This window comes from Paenibacillus sp. FSL W8-0187, from assembly GCF_037969755.1.
Classification (GTDB): Bacteria; Bacillota; Bacilli; order Paenibacillales; family Paenibacillaceae; genus Paenibacillus_AQ.
Genome location: NZ_CP150206.1, coordinates 5,847,000 through 5,865,275, shown reverse-complemented (window position 1 = coordinate 5,865,275; position 18,276 = coordinate 5,847,000). Strand labels below are relative to the sequence as shown.

Here is an 18,276-nt window from a genome sequence, read left to right as displayed (position 1 = left end):
GGTTGTATTTTTTTGCTGATATCGGTACGTCCTTAATATTATCTTGTCATCGTCCTATTTGGCTCCTTTTCTCGAACAGGGGGATAAGCGTTTATTTTCATGATCACCTATGATATATTAGGAGTTCGAGTCCATTGACATTACAGAAAATGGTTTATAGCATACCAGCAGAGGACAGCGTTCAGCTAAACATTGATGGTGTTACCGGAAATTATATCAGTTCATGAATCATTGCCTAAACATAACAAGAGATCCATTGTAGCTTAGTTTATAAAAACTATGAATGGTTTAGCCAAATTGTGCTAATTCATAAACTCTCCCCTTGTGGTGAATGGTGGAACAACAGTTCATGTGAAATGAACTGAACACTATAGACCTAAGGGGATTTTCTATGTTCCGCACTAAGAACGGAAGGATGAATATTGGACAACCTAGCCGGATACAGGATCATTTTTTTGGACTAGCAGTAACCCCGTAAATATCCCATGCCGTGTAAGCGTTTCAATTCTCGATTGAATAATATCATTTTTCGTTGAATAGGCAAATGTTTATATTGGATAGTTTATTCTACAATGTTAGACATCAGGTAAACTTCATGGCATATAACACACGGGGGGTTGGACATGGCGCAAATATCCGTAGAACAGGAACCTGTTCCAAAACGGAAAAAGGACAGCTTATTGATTCGCTTTGCTAAACAATGGGATATTCAGTTAATGGTGCTTCCTGCACTCGCACTCATTTTTGTGTTTAGCTATATACCGATGTACGGTATTCTAATGGCTTTCCAGGACTTTAACATTTTCAAAGGGATGGGCGAGAGCCCATGGGCTGGATTCAAGCATTTCGAAATGTTTTTTGAATCACCTGAATTTATGACGGTTATGCGAAACACGATCGTCATCAGTTTACTTAAATTTATCATTGGTTTCCCTGCACCGATTATGCTGGCGCTGATGCTGAACGAGGTTCGGCATATGTTCTTTAAGAGATTGGTGCAAACCGTCAGTTATCTACCGCACTTCCTGTCTTGGGTTATCGTTTCAGGATTTGCGATTTCTCTCTTGTCAACGGATAACGGCAGTGTGAACATTCTGCTACAAAAGCTGAATTTGATTGAAGAGCCGATCAACTTCCTGTCCATTCCTAAGTATTTCTGGACGATACTCGTAACGACAGGGGTTTGGAAAGAGATCGGGTTCTCCTCGATTGTTTACTTGGCAGCTGTTGCCGGGGTTGACCCGCACATGTACGAAGCAGCTGACATGGATGGTGCAAGCAAATTCAGGCAGATCTTTACGATTACGCTTCCATCGATTATGCCGGTCGTTGTTATCTTTATGATTCTTGCCATTGGTAACTTGCTAACTGCGGGCTTCGAAGACATCTTGCTCTTGGCTAAGAACCCGGTATTGCGAGAGGTATCCGACGTTATCGACACGTATGTCTATCGAATAGGTATTGAAAATTCCCGATTCTCATATGCAACGGCTGTAGGCTTGTTTAAAGCGGTAATCAGCGTCATGCTTCTGACGATTGCCAACTTGATTGCACGTAAATCAGGGAACAGCTTATGGTAAAAGACCACTATGATGAAGGGAGCGGGTAATTGTGGTACGTCTAGCATTTGGTGACAAAGTGATGATGGTCATCATTTATATCTTCTTGGCATTACTGGCCTTTGTAACTTTTTATCCGTTTTGGAACGGACTTGTCATTTCATTTAACTCAGGTTCAGATACAGCAATGGGGGGCGTTACCTTTTGGCCCCGGGACTTTACATTAGAGAATTATGGGATCGTCTTTCAGGATAACAGGCTGCTGAATGGTTTCAAGATTTCGGTGCTTCGTACCGTGATCGGAACCATCTCCTCCATACTTGTAACCTCTATCTTCGCTTATGGGATGACGAAGAGCGAACTGATCGGCCGTAAGTACTACATGGTTATGTGTATTATTACGATGTATTTTGGCGGTGGCTTGATCCCATCCTTTATGCTCGTTCGCGGTTTGGGTCTGATGGATTCTTTCTGGGTGTTCATTATTCCGGGCTTGGTAAGTGTGTGGAACATGATCATCTTCCGGACGTTCTTTAACGGCCTCCCGAATGGTCTTGAAGAGTCCGCCAAAATTGACGGCTGTGGCAACTGGGGTATTTTCTTTAAGATCATTCTCCCACTGTCCGGTCCGGTAATCGCAACATTGTCATTGTTCACCGCGGTTTCCCATTGGAATGAATGGTTCTTGCCGAGTATCTATATCAATAACGAGAACTTGCTGCCAATTCAGACCATGCTTCGCCAGATATTGAACTCTAATATTATGTCTGAACAGATGAGCAATCTAGATTCGGCTTCTCAGGCCGTTCTCTCCCGGATGCAGAGTGTGACCTCCAAGTCGCTGTCCATGGCAACTATGATGGTGGCAACACTTCCGATTATTATGGTGTATCCGTTCGTACAGAAGCACTTCGTTAAAGGTGTTCTGGTAGGCTCCCTGAAAGAGTAAGGGCAACAATATGTGTTGTTTGAAGCATTATGCTTTAGACATAAATATCAAGTGTAAAGACGAAAGGGGAAATTAGAGAATGAGGTTGAGAAAGAAATCGCTGACCACATCGATGACGGCTTTGCTTGCGGCAGCGCTAATGCTTTCTGCATGCGGCGGCGGCGGTGGAACCAAGACTGCTAACCCTGAGCCAGCAGGCGAAAGCGGAACTAGCACGCCTCCAACGGAGGCATCTGACAAGTTTGTGCTTGGCGAAACTCCGCTTGAGTTCAGCTTCTATGGTCATTATAACGAGTACACCATGCCTCCATGGGGGCAAGACGAATCCTCGAAATGGATTAAAGAGAATAAGAAAGTAACCGTAAATGCCATTCATTCGCAAGGTAACGCACAACAAAAATTCAATACCATGATTGCTTCCACGGAGCTTCCAGATGTTATGTGGATGGATCGCGGACCGGATGTAGAGAAATTGCGTCAAGCAGACATGCTTGTGCCTTATGACGAATATCTCGATAAATACCCTAACTTGAAGGAATGGATGGGTGAGGAAGGCCTGAACATGCTTCGCTCCCCTGACGGTAAACTGTATCAGTTCCCGAACTGGTATACGAACCAACCGAACGGTAACGCAGGGTATGTTGTTAATAAACAAATCTACCATGAGTTAGGTTCACCTAAACTGGAAACAACAGATGATTTGTATGAATATCTGAAAGCAGTTAAAGCCAAATATGGCGATAAAGTTGTTCCATTTGAACCACACGTTCAAGGTCAAGGCATTGAAGTACTGTATTCCGCATTTGCTGAAAATGCTCTAACGCGCTGGATCAGCATCCGCGGCGTGCCTAACGGTGACAAGTTGTCTTCCATCTTTACTGATCCTATCTTCCGTGAGTCGATGCAGTATTCCGCGAAGCTGTTCCGTGAGAAGTTGATTTCTCAGGATGCTATGACTCAAACTGTAGATCAGGTTAAAGAGAAAGTGAACACGGGACGAGTTGCAGTATATGCTGCTTCAAGCCCGACTGAAAATGCAATGAACGCACATGCCGATTTGGCAGCAAAAGATCCAAACGGAGGATATTTCATGATCTGGCCGATTCACAAAGAAGGCCTGGACAAGAACAAAATCTTCCCTGGTACTTACACGCAATTGGGTTGGAACGTAAGTGTAATTACGAAGTCTGCTAAAAATCCAGAAGCGATCTTCGCATTCTTGGATTGGTACACAGGTCCTGAAGGACAAAGTGTTCTGATGTGGGGTCCTCCAGGAGGATATTGGGATGGATTTGAAGACGACGGTGTGACACCTAAATTTACTGAGAAGTATGTATCTGATGCAGCCGGTCTTAACAAGCTGCAAGCGATAACAACGAACTTGCATTGGAACGGTAACACGGTATTTATTGATACAGCAAAAGCAAAATATGAAAGCACATTGCCAGAGGAGCAGCGTAACTGGTCCACTCGTTGGCAGTATGAAGTCACTTGGAAGACTCAAGCAAATGCTACGGAATACATCAACCTCGATCCGGCCCCGGACAGCGAGGAAGGAATTATCCGTCAGCGTGTAGAGGATATCTTTACAGAATCCAGAGCGAAAGCCCTGTATGCGAAGGATGATGCCGAAGTATTGGCAATCCTCGACAAGGCGGAAGCCGATGCGCAATCTGCCGGATATGATAAACTTCTTGCATTCAAAACAACGAAATGGCAAGAAAACGTTGCAAAAATGAAAGGCCAATAATATTCTTTACTTAAAACCAAGAAGGGTATGCTGCTTATGCAGTATACCCTTATCGGAATTTATGGGGGAGATGATACCCGTGTATAAAGTGCTGCTGGCAGACGATGAAATACTGGATCTAGAGGGCATGAAGAGCTTTATTCCATGGGAAAATCTCGGAATGAAAGTGATAGACTCGGTCAATAATGGCTTCGCTGCCTGTGAGGTTCTCGAAAAGGAGAAGATCGACATCCTTGTTACCGATGTACGCATGCCGAATATGACCGGGCTTGAGCTTGCTCAGCGGGCACTGAAATTGCAGGAGGAACTCCGGATTATCTTCGTAAGCGGTTACCAGGACTTTGGTTATGTCAAGCAGGCGATTGCCTTGAATGCATGCAGTTATGTGCTAAAGCCGATGGAGGACCAAGAGCTGATTGATGCGTTAACGAAGGTGAGGCTGGAGTTGGATCGTCTCCATGAACGCAAAGAGACGGAAGAAGCTTACCAGCAGATGATCCCCATCCTCAAAAATCAGTACCTCCTGCAAATTCTCCAGAGGCCCTACGATGGAGCCATACTGGATATTATCAAGCGGGAGTACCGATTGACGGAGCTTCACTGGCCGGTTTGTGTCATTTTGCTAGAGCTTGATAATGTGAGCACCTGGCGAAGCAGCTTGCTCGATTCCGAGGAAAAGCTTAGTGTCATAGAGGAGTATTTCTCGAGACTGCATAAACTGCTCGAACAGAACGGCTTCGAATACATATGCAAGGTAACAGATCAGCGGACGGCCGTATTGCTTAACGGGGGCAGGGGCAAGGAAGAGATTCAATCCCTGCTTGAGGAATTGAAGCAGGAATATAACTATACGATGACGGTAGGAGAAGGAAGAGCTGCCTACCAACTGGAGCAGCTTCACACGTCGTATCAGGAGGCATTGGCCGCGCTGGACTACAAAATGTTCCGGGGCAAAGGTAAATGGATTCTGTACAGCGAGGTGCCTACCGAGGACCGTGAGGATGTAAAAAGTCTCGATATCCGTCTGGATGCCTTATTTACAGCCATGACAGAGTATGATATTGTTCGTATTTATGATGAACTGGAAGCGATTCAATTGCTTGCCTCTAATATCAGATCCAAGTTCACCATACGTAATTTAGCCGTGTATATTATGGTGAAGCTCGAAGGTCATCTGCAGACGATTAATGAAGAGTTATACCGTATGGCAGGATTGGATCTCAAAAATCTTGATATACTACTTCATTTTGAAACGATGGATGATATCTTCTCATGGCTTCGCATGAAGGCAATGGAAATTTCGGAAATGCTCAAGAACCGAAAATCAACAAAGAATGGCAGGCTGGTCGAAGAGATCATAGAAAATATCCAAGCGCGTATGCATGAGAATATCACGCTGCGAGATATGGCAAACCGGTTTTCTTTTTCACCGAATTATCTTGGGGTGCTCTTCAAGGAAGAAACCGGACATAACTTCAGCGATTATGTAATCAAGCTCCGCATGGAGCGCGCTAGAGATCTGCTCAAGACGACCAAGCTCAAAATATACGAAATTGCATCGCAAACAGGGTATCAGTATCTGCCTTATTTCAGTAGACAGTTTAAGGAAATGTATGGAATGACACCTCTGGAATATCGGCGCAAACACTCTTAACTTGTAAAATTCAGATTAGATATGGGGTCAAACAGGTGATGGCAGGGAAATTCGAACGAATACGGGTCAAGATACCTTTCGGGTACAAGTTAATGATTTCGTACTGCGTGTTCATCATTATACCGGTGCTGCTTGTCGGTCAGATTGCGAATCAGGTCTTCGTAAAGTCCACTCGCGAGCAGACGTATAACAATATTCAGGGTACGCTGCATCAGATGAGCGAGAATATATCGTATAAGATGGAGGACATGATTCGGATCTCGGACATGCTTTATTTTGATACGACCTTTAACAGCCGCCTGCGGTTTACTGAAAGCGCTTGGATTAGCTACGACACAACGATTAATGTGCTGATTCCCAAGTTGGAGACCGCGGTGAGTACGGCTAACCGAAGGATCTGGTTATCGATCTACCTGCGTAACGACGACCTTAGGGAGATCTATGACAATTATTCGAATTCAGATCCACTGGATTCCAACAAACGTCTGTTTGATATTTATCAATATGACAGACTAGAGGACCGATCATGGTATAAGCTGTATCCCAAGGATGAGAATTATGGTGTAACCTTGCAATGGAAACAGATTGAAGACGATGTGAGGAACGGACGCATTTCCTTGCTGCGGCGGTTGGTGGATATCAGCTCGACCATTAAACCGCAGGAGATCGGATTCATGCGGATCAACGTCAGTATGACCGACCTGTTCGAAAGCATGGATTACAACAAGATCGGTGACGGAACGGCTTTATATTTATCGGATTCCCAAGGGCGGGTGGTTCTATCATCGGGTGGCATACAGACAACCGTCTTCAAGGAAAAAGAACTTCGCAAGAACGGTGACCTCCTCATTCGGAAGCCCATTCCCCAGCTCGGATGGGATTTGATTGCCGTTGTCCCTGCGCAAATCGTGGAGAAAGATACGGTCAAGATTCGTAATTTAACTTATCTGATCTGTCTGATTTGTATCGCTATCTTTTTTGTGGTCAGCATTTTGGTCTCCAGATACTTCAGCCGCCGGGTTTCCAAAATCGTATCGGTGCTGGACTCGTTCCAGGAAGGGGAATTCCACAAGCGGGTATCCTTTAAGGGCAATGATGAATTTACGCATATTTCCTCTGCTCTGAATGATATGGGCAGCAATATCGGCAAGCTGATCAATGAGGTGTATCTGGCCGACCTTCAGAAAAAAGAAGCGGAACTGGAATCGCTGCATGCGCAGATCAATCCGCATTTTCTATACAACACCCTATCCTCCATCAGCCGCTTGGCGCGGTTTGGGATGCTGGATAAACTGCAGCGTATGGTGATGGACCTAGCGAAGTTTTATCGCCTGTCGCTTAACGATGGCCGGAATATCATCTCCGTGAAGAATGAACTGGAACAGGCTCAGGCGTATGTAGATATTCAAAAGATTAAATACGACGAACGGATGCAGGTTACTTATGATTTCGAGCCGGAAGTGGTCCGGTATGAAACCGTGAAATTGATTTTGCAGCCGTTTATCGAGAATGTGCTGGAGCATGCCTGGACCGGGGATTATATTCATGTTCGAATTACCGCCAGAGTGCTGGAAGATGTCCTGGAATTTAAAATTATCGATAATGGAGTCGGGTTCCCGCCCGGCAGAGTTTTGGACAATACAGGCGGACAGGATCTAACCAATGCCGGATACGGTATTCGGAATGTGGATCAACGAATCAAACTTCACTATGGCAGCGAATATGGGGTCACGTTATTCAGCCGAGCCGGAATTGGGACAACGGCAAGAATTGCGATACCACTCGTGAAGCGAACCGTAGCGGAAGGACGCAGCAAAACATTGATGTAACAGGTAATCGACATCTCCCGATCGTGCAGGCTTGAAGAATGGGCTTGACGAGGGGAGATTTTTTCTGTATATTTACTTTATCGGATAAAAGCATAAAAGCTTAAAAGCGAACAAGCGCGAAAGTGATTATCCATCGATTGAAATTGAAAATGGAATAAATTCAGAAAGAAGGTTTTATTATGATCGTTATTACATCCAATCAAATATCAGAGGAACAAGTTCAGCATATCGTAAGCGAGATTGAGAAGGAAGGACTGCAGGCTCACGTATCGAAAGGGGCGGACCGTACCGTAATCGGGCTGATCGGCAGCGTGAACCCGAAGCTTGCGGAGCACCTTCGCCAAATGAAGGGCGTAGAGAATGTGGTTAAAATCTCCAAGTCCTACAAGCTTGCTAGTCGTGATTTTCATCCGGATGATACCGTTATTGATATTAAAGGCACCAAGATTGGCGGTGGCAATCTGGTCGTCATGGGTGGTCCATGCGCCGTGGAATCCGCACAGCAGATTGACGAGATCGCGCAGCTGGTTAAGGCAGCAGGCGGACAGGTGCTTAGAGGTGGCGCTTTTAAGCCACGTACGGGCCCATACAGCTTCCAGGGCGTTGGCGTTGAAGGTTTGATTATGATGGCGGAAGCAGGGCAAAAACATGGCCTGTTGACGATTACGGAGGTTATGACGCCCGAATACGTGGATATTTGCGCGGAATACGCCGATATTCTGCAAGTGGGAACCCGTAATATGCAAAATTTCGATTTGCTTCGGAAACTGGGTACCTGCGGTAAGCCGGTTTTGTTGAAAAGAGGTTTCAGTTCAACCTATGATGAATTCCTGAATGCAGCGGAGTACATTCTTGCCGGCGGCAATCCGAATGTCATGCTCTGTGAACGTGGAATCCGAACATTCGAAACGTACACCCGGAATACGCTGGATTTATCTGCCATCCCTGTTTTACAAGGGTTGAGCCACCTTCCGGTCATTTCTGATCCGAGCCATGGAACAGGACGACGCGAGCTTGTTGAACCGATGTCCAAGGCATCTGTGGCGGCCGGGGCAGACGGCCTTATTATTGAGATGCACACAGATCCAGATAATTCCATGACAGGCGACGGGGTTCAATCCCTGTTCCCGGATCAATTTGCCGCATTGCTTAAAGACTTGGAGCAGCTGGCCCCACTAGTAGGCAAAAGCTTTGCGACTTCCAAAGCACCTGCTTCTGAATTTGCGCGCGTATAGTAATTGATAAGCGACATTGTACATTCGGGGATAGCGTTAAGAACATAGTTAAGGTACGCCAGTTCCTTAAATCTAATATAAAAGACATCTGCAAAAAGCTTGCAGGTGTCTTTTTTCTGAGTTTACATTAATTGGTTTCCTGTGTTATATAACCTAACATTGTTTTCAAAAATACCTTACATAGGTATTGACGTCAGGTTATCTCCCGGCATATAATGACGAAAAGAAATCGAAAGATTATGAACATTGTTAAGCTGTTTAAGTCTTAATGTTCGGAAATTGGGAGGAAGAGACATGTCGGTAGAGAAAGTATTGCAAACCATTAAAGAGAACAATATTGAGTGGGTCGATTTTCGTTTTGTAGACTTGTCGGGACGGGTTCATCATATTAGCTTGCCGGCTTCAGAAGTAGATGAAGAAACATTCGTGAACGGGGTAGCGTTCGATGGATCTTCTATTCCAGGATTCCGCGGCATTGAAGAATCGGATATGGTTATGATGCCTGATCCGGATTCTTGCTATATCGATCCGTTTACAGCACATTCTACGCTTAACATTATGAGCAACATCTATACACCGGAAGGTGATTCATATGAGCGTGACCCGCGCGGTATCGCAGCTCGTGCCGAGCAATACCTTCAAGAGGCCGGTATCGGAACAGCAGCATTCTTTGCACCGGAATCCGAGTTCTTCCTGTTTGATGAAGTTCGCTATGAAAGCTCCATGAACAGCTCCAGCTATTTCGTAGACTCCGAGGAAGCGCATTGGAATACGAACCGCAAGGAAGAAGGCGGCAACCTTGGTTTCAAAGTTGGCGTTAAGGGCGGATATGTTCCAGTAGCACCTGTGGATACTCAGCAGGATATCCGTAGCGAAATGTGCCGATTGCTTGATGAAGCAGGACTTCGCGTTGAGCGTCACCACCATGAAGTAGCAACTGCCGGCCAAGCGGAAATCAACTTCCGTTTCGATACATTGAAGAAAACAGCTGACAATTTGTTGATCTATAAATATATCGTGCATAACACAGCGCGCCAATATGGCAAAACGGCTACGTTCATGCCGAAGCCATTATTCGGGGATAACGGAAGCGGCATGCACGTTCACCAGTCCATTTTCGATGGTGACACCCCATTGTTCTATGAAAAAGGCGCTTATGCTAACCTGAGCCAAACAGCGATCCACTACATCGGCGGTATTCTGTACCATGCGCCTGCATTGATCGCTTTGACGAATCCGAGCACCAACTCCTTCAAACGTCTGGTACCAGGCTATGAAGCACCGGTTAACCTCGTATTCTCCAAGGGCAATCGTTCTGCTGCAGTGCGGATTCCGGTTGCAGCCGTAACGCCGAAGGGCTGCCGCATCGAGTTCCGTACACCGGATTCCACGGCGAACCCTTACCTTGCATTCTCCGCCATGCTGATGGCTGGCTTGGACGGTATCAAGCGTAAAATCGATCCTACCGCACTCGGTTATGGACCATTCGATAAAAACATCTATGAATTGTCTGATGCCGAGAAGAAAGAAATTCGCAGCGTACCGGGTTCCCTGGATGAAGCTTTGGATGCACTTCAAGCAGACTATGAGTTCTTGACAGAAGGCGGCGTATTTACGCAAGAATTCCTCGAGAACTTCATCGAGTTCAAGCGTGCCGAAGCCAAAGCGGTTAACATCCGCGTTCATCCGCACGAGTACTCCCTGTACTACGACCTATAATAAATAACGTCAAAAAGCCTAGGGCATCATGCCCTGGGCTTTTTTTGCACACATATAAAGCCTAGCTAGGTTTAGGCGAGGATTATCATACCTAGGAAAATAAGAGCTATTTTCAAAGGCAGGCATGAATAACCTTGCTCTTGGCTGAAGCAGCCCCTCACTCCCTTACCCAGCTTTACTCTTTAAAGTATCCGTAGTGATGCGTGTTGCTTCCACAAGATTCCCGAACGATGAGTTCAGGCTCTACGACAAAGGAGCTGATGGGTGATTGTTTATGGATAAGGTCATAGAGCATGAGCGCTGCCAGGCGACCGATTTTCTCTTTATTTTGCCGAATCGTCGTTAGTTTGGGAGTTGTATATTTGCACGCCTCAATATCGTCACAACCGATGATCGATACATCGTTAGGGACCTTCAGGCTATGTTCCTGAAGCGCTTGGATGGCTCCAATCGCAATCTGATCGGAGGCCGCAAAGATCGCGCGAGGAAGGGAACCTGCTTGGATCAGCCGTGTCATGGCTTTGTATCCGCTTGCCTCATGAAAATCTTCACCGCTTTGGAACCATTCCGCCCGGGCCGGAAGTCCGAAGCTATCCATGGCGTTACGATAACCGGCCTCACGCTTGTTGGAGATTTCAGACTCCTTGCTGCCTCCGATGAACCCCAAGTCTCTGAAACCTTGAAGATAGAAATGCTCCACGACCTTCGAGGACATTTTATAATTATCGGACATGATATGCCCCGACATTTCGCCGAATAGTTCAATATCGACCCCGATACACGGAATATCGCTCTCATCCAGCTCTTTAATCGAGGGCTCGATTTCCTCGCCGGATATAATGACACAGCCATCCACCTGATAATGACGACATCGGCCGAGGTAGTCGGCGTCATCCCCTTGGAATTTCTCATTCGAAAAAAACAGTAGATCGTAACCGAGAACCCCCATTTGCTTCTTAAAGGAATTGAGAACTTCAACAAAAAAAGGATGAGTAAAATCGACATTCAGCTTTCCCGCAAATATGATGCCGATCAAATTTGATTTCTTGGTTGCTAATGTTTTCGCAGAATTGGAAGGGGTGTATCCCGTCTCTTTCATAATTTCCAACACGCGTGCTTTGGTCTCTTCGGATACATCACTGTAGTTGTTGATAATCTTGGAGACGGTGGATACGGATACCCCGGCCATTTTAGCGATTGTTTTGATGTTTAACGCCATGCGAAACGCCCCTTATTCTGTTTATATTATCATTTCATAATTTTCGTGAGTTTTCGTTAAGATGACTGCTACTTGTCGTTATTCAGTACATAATCGAAACTGTTTCGTAAATTAGTGTATCTGCTTTAACTAGGTAAGTCAATGAAGAGAGTAGTCATGATGCTTGTAATAGAAAGGAATAAAGCTGTATCGCGTTTGATAACATAATATTTTGGGAAAGAGAAAAAAAGCTTTGACAAACAAAATATTATGAGTAATAATAGGCCTTGCGAAACCGCTTTCGGTATATTTCGCTGAATTGCGAAAATTAATAATTATTGTTTCGTAACATCAAGATTGTACTGGGCGAGAAAAAGCGGAATGATGAATCCGGTTTCATAATGAATTGCACTTTAATTTCAGGGGGTAAGGAAATGATTAAGAAATTATCAGCAATACTTTTGGCGGGTGCTCTGACTTTCTCGCTAGCGGCTTGCGGAAGCAGTGATTCAGCCGATAAAGGTACACCTTCGAAAGGTGATAAAAAGGTCATCAAAATTTTACACTGGAAACAAGATAACATCAATAAAGCGGTTGAAGAGATCAACAAGAAATTTGAAGAGAAGTATCCTGAGTATACGATAGAGTATACCACTACGGGACCGGATGACGAATACAAGCAGGCGCAGAGAGCAAGAATCACCGCTAATGACGTCGACGTTTTGGCTGATTTATCGGGAATGAGACTTTCCCCGCAGGAATGGACACCGGGTGCGAAAGTACCTGATTGGCAGCAGTGGATTGATACGGGATTGATCGCGGATTTATCCGACCAAGCCTTCATTAAGAATTATAATGCTAACGATATTGAAAAAGCCGGAACTTATAACGATAAAGTGTATGCGATTCCAACGGGCAAGGTTGCGATGTCCGGTCTGTTCTACAATAAGGAAATCTTTGAACAGAATGGATTGAGTGTTCCGAAAACGTGGTCGGAGTTCATCAAGCTGAATGATGATCTGAAAGCCAAGGCTATTACCCCGATTGTTGTTGCAGGTAAAGACGTATGGCCTTTGAAACTCCCTGTATTCGCCCTGCAAGCCAAAATTCTTGGCGGCGGAGACCAGCAGAAATGGATTGAAGGCGTTTGGAAAGGCGAAACGGCTTATAACGATGAAGAAGCAATCGAAGTATTGGAAAAAATGAAGACGCTTCAAGACAATTACATGATTGACGGATTCATGGGGATCGATTATGCAACAGCGCCTTCCTATTTTGCAACAGGAAAAGCAGCCATGCTGGCTGATGGCTCTTGGGATGCTCCAACCGTCGCAGCAGCAAATCCGGAGCTGAAATTCGGTTACTTCCCGCTTCCGGCTACGGAAGATGCAGCCAAGAATGCCTCTTTTGTCGGCAAGTATGACGTAACCTGGTATGCAACCGAGAAGGGACCGAACAAAGAAGGAGCCCTGAAATGGCTTGAATTCTTCTCCGAGCCGGAAAATTACACGACATTCGTGAAAGCTGCCGGTTTCATTCCGACACAGGATAACATTCAGACGGAAAGCAACTTTATTGACAATGAAGTGACCCCATATCTCGGAGAGTTCGAATTGGCGTACGAAATCATGATGATTAACCGTCAAAATATTGGCGAGCATCTGGCTGCAGAAGGCGTTCATACGGAATTCCTGGCACCGGGCGGTCCATACAAAACAGCAAAAGAGCTGGCTGATATTCAACAAAAAGAATGGGAAGCTGCTGCTCCGAAATAAGATTCTTCTATTATAAAGAGACCTATATAGAATGAACCATACTGTAGTCGGGGTCTGTGCAGCAGGCCCCGACATTTATTGAAATGGGATTTTGCGAGGTGAGAGAGATGTATCCATTTGGAAAAGGATTTAACCGATTCATACCCTTATTGCTGCTGCTGATACCGATGGCGCTTTACATCGTGTTTTATTTTGGACCATCGATCCTGACAGTCATCTATTCCTTTACCGATGTCAAGAACCTCCCGGGCAGCACGTACCAATTTGTCGGGCTTGATAATTATAAGGAATTATTCTTCTCGGGGAACTCAGGGGAGCGGTGGCGTTCCATCATAAACACCCTGATCTTTATGTTCGTTGTTACGATCGTGCAGAACGGGGTCGCTCTGTTTATCGCCGTCATCATTAACCAGCGCCTAAAAGGCGATTATTTCTATCGCGCGGTATTCTTCTTGCCGGTTGTACTGGGCGTAGCTGTCGTTGCTCTGATCTGGGGGATGATGTTCGATCCGTTAAACGGACCGGTCAACCGCCTTTACGACGCTCTCTTCGGCTATATTATTTTCGTCCAGATTTGGATGTACATGGGCTATTCCATGCTGATCTTTCTGGCTGGACTCCAATCGGTCCCTAAAGATTTATACGAAGCGGGTCATATTGACGGCACCAGCAAGTGGCAATCTTTCCGTCATATTACCTTCCCCCTGATCGCACCATCCTTCACGGTGAATATGCTGTTATCCATCATTGGCGCAATGTCTACCTTTGATATCATTTTGGCGACAACAGACGGTCGCTTCAATACAAGGACGATGGCTTACGACGTGTACAAAGAGACGTTCCGGGGAAGTTTGGAAATGGGCCTTCCTTCGGCGCTGTCTGTTGTGCAGTTCCTGATTATTCTCCTCTTTGTTGTGGTGGCTGTCAGACAGACGCGTAAGAGAGAGGTGGAGTATTGATGCGAAATTCCAAAACCACGCAAATTCTTTCTTACGCCGTCATAGGTATGCTGCTGATTCTGTATGTCGTCCCGCTTCTGCTCGTATTCAACGTATCACTCAAATCCTTCAATGAGTATCTGCTCAATCCGATCGGGATCGTCCAGAACATGGAATGGGGCAATTATACGCAGGCATGGTCTGAGGGTAATTTCGCCGGTTATTTCGCGAACAGCTTAATTTATACGGTATCTGCGACGGTACTGACCATCATCGTGTCGTTGTTTGCGGCCTTCCCGGTCGCGCGCGGATATGTGATGTGGAGCGGCTTCATTTATATGTTCTTTTTGTTGTCCCAGTTTCTTCCGAATCCGATGGTTGCCCAGTATAAACTCATGCTGTCCTTCAAGGAGAGTGTTTCGTTCTTCGGGTATGATACCAAGCTTGGCTATATCTTGCTGAAAACGACGGGAACGGGCGTTGTGTTCATGATGTTTGTCGGCTACATCAAGTCGATTAGCCGCGATCTGGATGAGGCCGCGGGGATGGATGGTTCCGGTTATATCCGTTACCTGTTCCAGATCATTCTGCCACTGATGAAGCCGGTTATCGCAACCGGCGTCATTCTGACTGCGATTGGAATCTGGAATGATTTTGTTGGTCCGATCATGTATCTCCCGAGTCCGTCCAACTATCCTATTACGTTTGGCCTAAAGGAATTCAGGGGGCAATACGGGAATAACTGGCCGCTGCTTGCATGCGGAATTACGATCGTAGCGGCGCCATTGATCATTCTGTACACGTTCATACAGAAATATCTGGTGGACGGGGCGCTGGCCGGAGCCGTCAAATCCTAAGGCATAGAAGGGAAGAGATCGCGATATGAAATCAACAGGATGGAAGTTTGAGGGAAACCATGGGGTCTTTACGTTGCGTAATCCCGAACATCATAACTATTTATATTTCCCTTTAGTGAATGAGGCCGGCATGATGTCGGCCGTCACGCCGAATCTTCACGGTGAAATGACAAGCAGTCATAATACGTTTTTCATGTCGCCCGTATCGGTGGAGGATCTACATAATTCCAAGTCCGCACGTAACTTTTGGGTGCATATTGACGGGCATGGTGCATGGTCCGTAACCGGCAATTCAGCCAAGCAGAATGCAAACCGGTTCATGAACGAGGAAGAAGAAAGCCGATTGGCAGCCGGGTTTTTATGGCATAAGCTGACACGGATGAACGGGGAAGCCGGACTGCAAGCGGAAGTAACCAGCTTCGTTCCGGTAACGGATGATAAAATCGAGTTAATGAAAGTAACACTGACCAACGTAGGCGAGCAGACGATAAAACTGACCCCTACCGCGGCGATCCCGCTGTATGGCCGTTCGGCAGACGACCTGCGGGACCACCGTCACGTGACATCCCTGCTTCACCGGATCTTTGTCCATCGCAAAGGAATCGAAGTCCAGCCTGCTCTCTCATTTGACGAGCGGGGTCACCGTATTAATCACGTATCCTACAGCGTCCTAGGCGCGGAAGCGGACGGTGCGGAACCGATCGGTTATTTTCCGGTGCTTGAAGAGTATATTGGGGAAGGCGGCGCGCTCGATTGGCCTGAGGCTATCATTGCCAATAAGCAAGCGGGCGCGCAGGCAGGTGACTCCTTGGAGGGATATGAGGCCATTGGAGGTCTACGGTTTGCGGGGGTTCAACTGCAGCCTGGCGAATCCAGGGCTTATGTTATGGCGATGGTCATTTCGGAAGATCGCGCCGAGACCGGAAGACTTGCCGAAACGTATTTATCGGAGAAGCGCTTTGATGAGCTGCTTGATCAGAATGAAGCCTATTGGAATGACAAGCTGAATACCGTATCCTTCCATACCGGCGATCAGCAGCAGGACTTGTGGATGAAATGGGTAACCTTGCAGCCGATATTGAGGCGTCTCTATGGCAACTCATTTCTTCCTTATCATGACTATGGCCGTGGAGGACGTGGATGGCGTGACCTCTGGCAGGACTGTCTGGCATTGATGATCATGGAACCATCCGAGGTCCGGTATCTGCTGCTTAATAATTATGCAGGTGTACGGATTGATGGAAGCAATGCTACAATTATTGGAACGAAGCCCGGTGAGTTTATCGCTGACCGGAACAACATACCGCGTGTATGGATGGATCACGGTGCATGGCCATTCATGACGACGCTGCTTTATTTGGATCAGAGCGGGGATTTGGATTTCCTGAAGCAGCCGCAGACCTATTTCCGCGACGTATTTGTAAGTCGGTGCAAGGAGAAGGACAGCGGATGGCTGCCTGAGCATGGGAATCTACTCTTAACCGTGAACGGTGAGGTATACGAAGGTACGATACTGGAGCACATGCTGCTGCAGAATCTGGTTCCGTTCTTTAATGTAGGTGAGCACAATAACATCAAGCTTGAGGGAGCGGACTGGAATGATGGTCTCGATCTTGCTCCGGACAGAGGCGAGAGCGTGGCCTTTACTGCGTTCTATGCAAGCAATTTGATGCAGCTTGGCGATCTGCTGCTGGCATGGCAGGACAGAGAAGGCGTTGCGTTTCTTGAAATCGCGGAGGAAATGGCTGTGCTGCTCGATTCGGTAACGGCTCCCGTCTCATATGAAGATGTGCAGGGGAAGCTGGAGCTGCTTGATCAGTATTATGAGGCTGTTAAAGTCTCCGTGACCGGAAACAAACGAAAGTTTAGCGTTGCGGAAGTTGTGAAGGATTTGAAACTGAAAGCGGACTGGATCATCCGGCATTTGCACAGCAAAGAATGGATTACAAGCCAAGAAGGATACTCGTGGTTTAACGGTTATTACAATAATGACGGAGCGCGCGTGGAAGGCGATCATCCCTTTGGCGTGCGCATGACGCTCACAGGTCAGGTATTTGCCGTTATGGGCGGGATTGCGGACGATGAACAGGTAGGACAAATTACGAAATCGGTTGATCGGTATTTAAAAGATCCGAGCATTGGCTATCGTCTGAATTCGAACTTTGGCGAGATTCAGCAAAATCTCGGGCGGGCATTCGGTTTCGCGTTCGGACATAAAGAGAATGGAGCCATGTTCAGCCATATGAGCGTCATGTACGCTAACGCTCTCTATAAGAGAGGTTTTGTCCAAGAGGGATACGAGGTATTACAATCGATTTACGATTTAAGCAATGACTTTGAACGGAGCCGCATGTATCCGGGTATTCCCGAGTACATCAACGAGAAGGGAAGAGGGATGTATCCCTATCTTACCGGGTCGGCAAGCTGGCTTTTGCTTACCATGCTGACCGAGGTTTTTGGAGTGAAAGGAAATCTGGGACATCTGCTCTTGGAGCCGAAGCTCAGTCCTTCGCAATTTGGAGCCGATGGTACTGCTGCTGTGCATACACGGTTTGCGGGTAAACCGCTTCAGATTGTATACAGCAATCCGAAGCGATTGGATTACGGAAGTTATACGATTCAATCGGTAACGCTGAACGGCGAGAAGATTCGGCTCCGCAGTGAGAAACCGGGGGCTGCCGAATTGGATCGCAGCTTGCTGTACGCGTTATCCGAAGATGAGTGTCAACTAATTCGTGTCGAGCTTGCCTGACACACGAGCATACAACATTTCAGAAGCCCCGGCAGGCAAGTTGGCCGGGGTTTCTTCATCA

General features: G+C 46.4%; 12 protein-coding genes. 11 read left to right on the top strand and 1 reads right to left on the bottom strand.

Annotated elements, in window-relative coordinates; all coding sequences use genetic code 11:
- The first annotated feature begins 623 nt into the window (after window positions 1-623).
- The 7 genes from MKY48_RS26490 (at window position 624) to glnA (ending at window position 10,695) form a co-directional block, all read left to right on the top strand.
- Window positions 624-1,580 (top strand): ABC transporter permease subunit, encoded by a 957-nt coding sequence (locus MKY48_RS26490; RefSeq protein ID WP_098748543.1) that lies wholly within the window; start codon window positions 624-626, stop codon window positions 1,578-1,580.
- Between the two features lie 31 nt (window positions 1,581-1,611).
- Window positions 1,612-2,508, top strand: a complete 897-nt coding sequence (locus MKY48_RS26485) for a carbohydrate ABC transporter permease (RefSeq protein ID WP_076324467.1) — start codon at window positions 1,612-1,614, stop codon at window positions 2,506-2,508.
- A gap of 79 nt (window positions 2,509-2,587) precedes the next feature.
- Complete coding sequence (locus tag MKY48_RS26480; RefSeq protein WP_083659761.1) at window positions 2,588-4,258, top strand: extracellular solute-binding protein; 1,671 nt, start codon at window positions 2,588-2,590, stop codon at window positions 4,256-4,258.
- Window positions 4,259-4,337: 79 nt separating this feature from the next.
- A complete protein-coding gene (locus tag MKY48_RS26475) occupies window positions 4,338-5,912 on the top strand; it encodes a helix-turn-helix domain-containing protein (protein WP_339291662.1) in 1,575 nt (524 codons plus the stop codon).
- A gap of 38 nt (window positions 5,913-5,950) precedes the next feature.
- Window positions 5,951-7,741 (top strand): sensor histidine kinase, encoded by a 1,791-nt coding sequence (locus tag MKY48_RS26470; RefSeq protein ID WP_339267460.1) that lies wholly within the window; start codon window positions 5,951-5,953, stop codon window positions 7,739-7,741.
- Between the two features lie 179 nt (window positions 7,742-7,920).
- Window positions 7,921-8,976 (top strand): 3-deoxy-7-phosphoheptulonate synthase, encoded by a 1,056-nt coding sequence (gene aroF / locus MKY48_RS26465; RefSeq protein WP_076324464.1) that lies wholly within the window; start codon window positions 7,921-7,923, stop codon window positions 8,974-8,976.
- 294 nt (window positions 8,977-9,270) lie between these two features.
- Window positions 9,271-10,695: a type I glutamate--ammonia ligase gene (gene glnA / locus MKY48_RS26460; protein WP_076324463.1), complete on the top strand. Its 1,425-nt coding sequence runs from the start codon at window positions 9,271-9,273 to the stop codon at window positions 10,693-10,695.
- A gap of 175 nt (window positions 10,696-10,870) precedes the next feature.
- On the opposite strand, the gene MKY48_RS26455 is transcribed toward glnA, so the two are convergent.
- A complete protein-coding gene (locus MKY48_RS26455; RefSeq protein ID WP_339291661.1) occupies window positions 10,871-11,914 on the bottom strand; it encodes a LacI family DNA-binding transcriptional regulator in 1,044 nt (347 codons plus the stop codon).
- A gap of 413 nt (window positions 11,915-12,327) precedes the next feature.
- On the opposite strand from MKY48_RS26455, the gene MKY48_RS26450 reads away from it, so the two are divergent.
- From MKY48_RS26450 to MKY48_RS26435, 4 genes are all read left to right on the top strand, one after another.
- Window positions 12,328-13,668: an extracellular solute-binding protein gene (locus MKY48_RS26450; RefSeq protein ID WP_339291660.1), complete on the top strand. Its 1,341-nt coding sequence runs from the start codon at window positions 12,328-12,330 to the stop codon at window positions 13,666-13,668.
- Window positions 13,669-13,775: 107 nt separating this feature from the next.
- Window positions 13,776-14,627, top strand: coding sequence for a sugar ABC transporter permease (locus tag MKY48_RS26445; RefSeq protein ID WP_339291659.1), 852 nt, complete (start codon window positions 13,776-13,778; stop codon window positions 14,625-14,627).
- Window positions 14,627-15,463, top strand: a complete 837-nt coding sequence (locus MKY48_RS26440; protein ID WP_339267453.1) for a carbohydrate ABC transporter permease — start codon at window positions 14,627-14,629, stop codon at window positions 15,461-15,463. The genes MKY48_RS26445 and MKY48_RS26440 overlap by 1 nt, the downstream gene beginning before the upstream one ends.
- A 25-nt stretch (window positions 15,464-15,488) precedes the next feature.
- Entirely contained in the window at window positions 15,489-18,215 is a 2,727-nt protein-coding gene (locus MKY48_RS26435) for a cellobiose phosphorylase (RefSeq protein ID WP_339291658.1), read from the top strand.
- The last annotated feature ends 61 nt before the right edge of the window (window positions 18,216-18,276 follow it).

What these genes read in the sequence shown, in the direction of transcription:
- aroF (WP_076324464.1), top strand. Translation starts at nt 7,921, where the DNA reads ATGATCGTTATTACATCCAATCAAATATCAGAGGAACAAGTTCAGCAT.
- MKY48_RS26480 (WP_083659761.1), top strand. Translation starts at nt 2,588, where the DNA reads ATGAGGTTGAGAAAGAAATCGCTGACCACATCGATGACGGCTTTGCTT.
- MKY48_RS26435 (WP_339291658.1), top strand. Translation starts at nt 15,489, where the DNA reads ATGAAATCAACAGGATGGAAGTTTGAGGGAAACCATGGGGTCTTTACG.
- MKY48_RS26455 (WP_339291661.1), bottom strand. Translation starts at nt 11,914, where the DNA reads ATGGCGTTAAACATCAAAACAATCGCTAAAATGGCCGGGGTATCCGTA.
- MKY48_RS26450 (WP_339291660.1), top strand. Translation starts at nt 12,328, where the DNA reads ATGATTAAGAAATTATCAGCAATACTTTTGGCGGGTGCTCTGACTTTC.
- glnA (WP_076324463.1), top strand. Translation starts at nt 9,271, where the DNA reads ATGTCGGTAGAGAAAGTATTGCAAACCATTAAAGAGAACAATATTGAG.
- MKY48_RS26445 (WP_339291659.1), top strand. Translation starts at nt 13,776, where the DNA reads ATGTATCCATTTGGAAAAGGATTTAACCGATTCATACCCTTATTGCTG.
- MKY48_RS26490 (WP_098748543.1), top strand. Translation starts at nt 624, where the DNA reads ATGGCGCAAATATCCGTAGAACAGGAACCTGTTCCAAAACGGAAAAAG.
- MKY48_RS26470 (WP_339267460.1), top strand. Translation starts at nt 5,951, where the DNA reads ATGGCAGGGAAATTCGAACGAATACGGGTCAAGATACCTTTCGGGTAC.
- MKY48_RS26440 (WP_339267453.1), top strand. Translation starts at nt 14,627, where the DNA reads ATGCGAAATTCCAAAACCACGCAAATTCTTTCTTACGCCGTCATAGGT.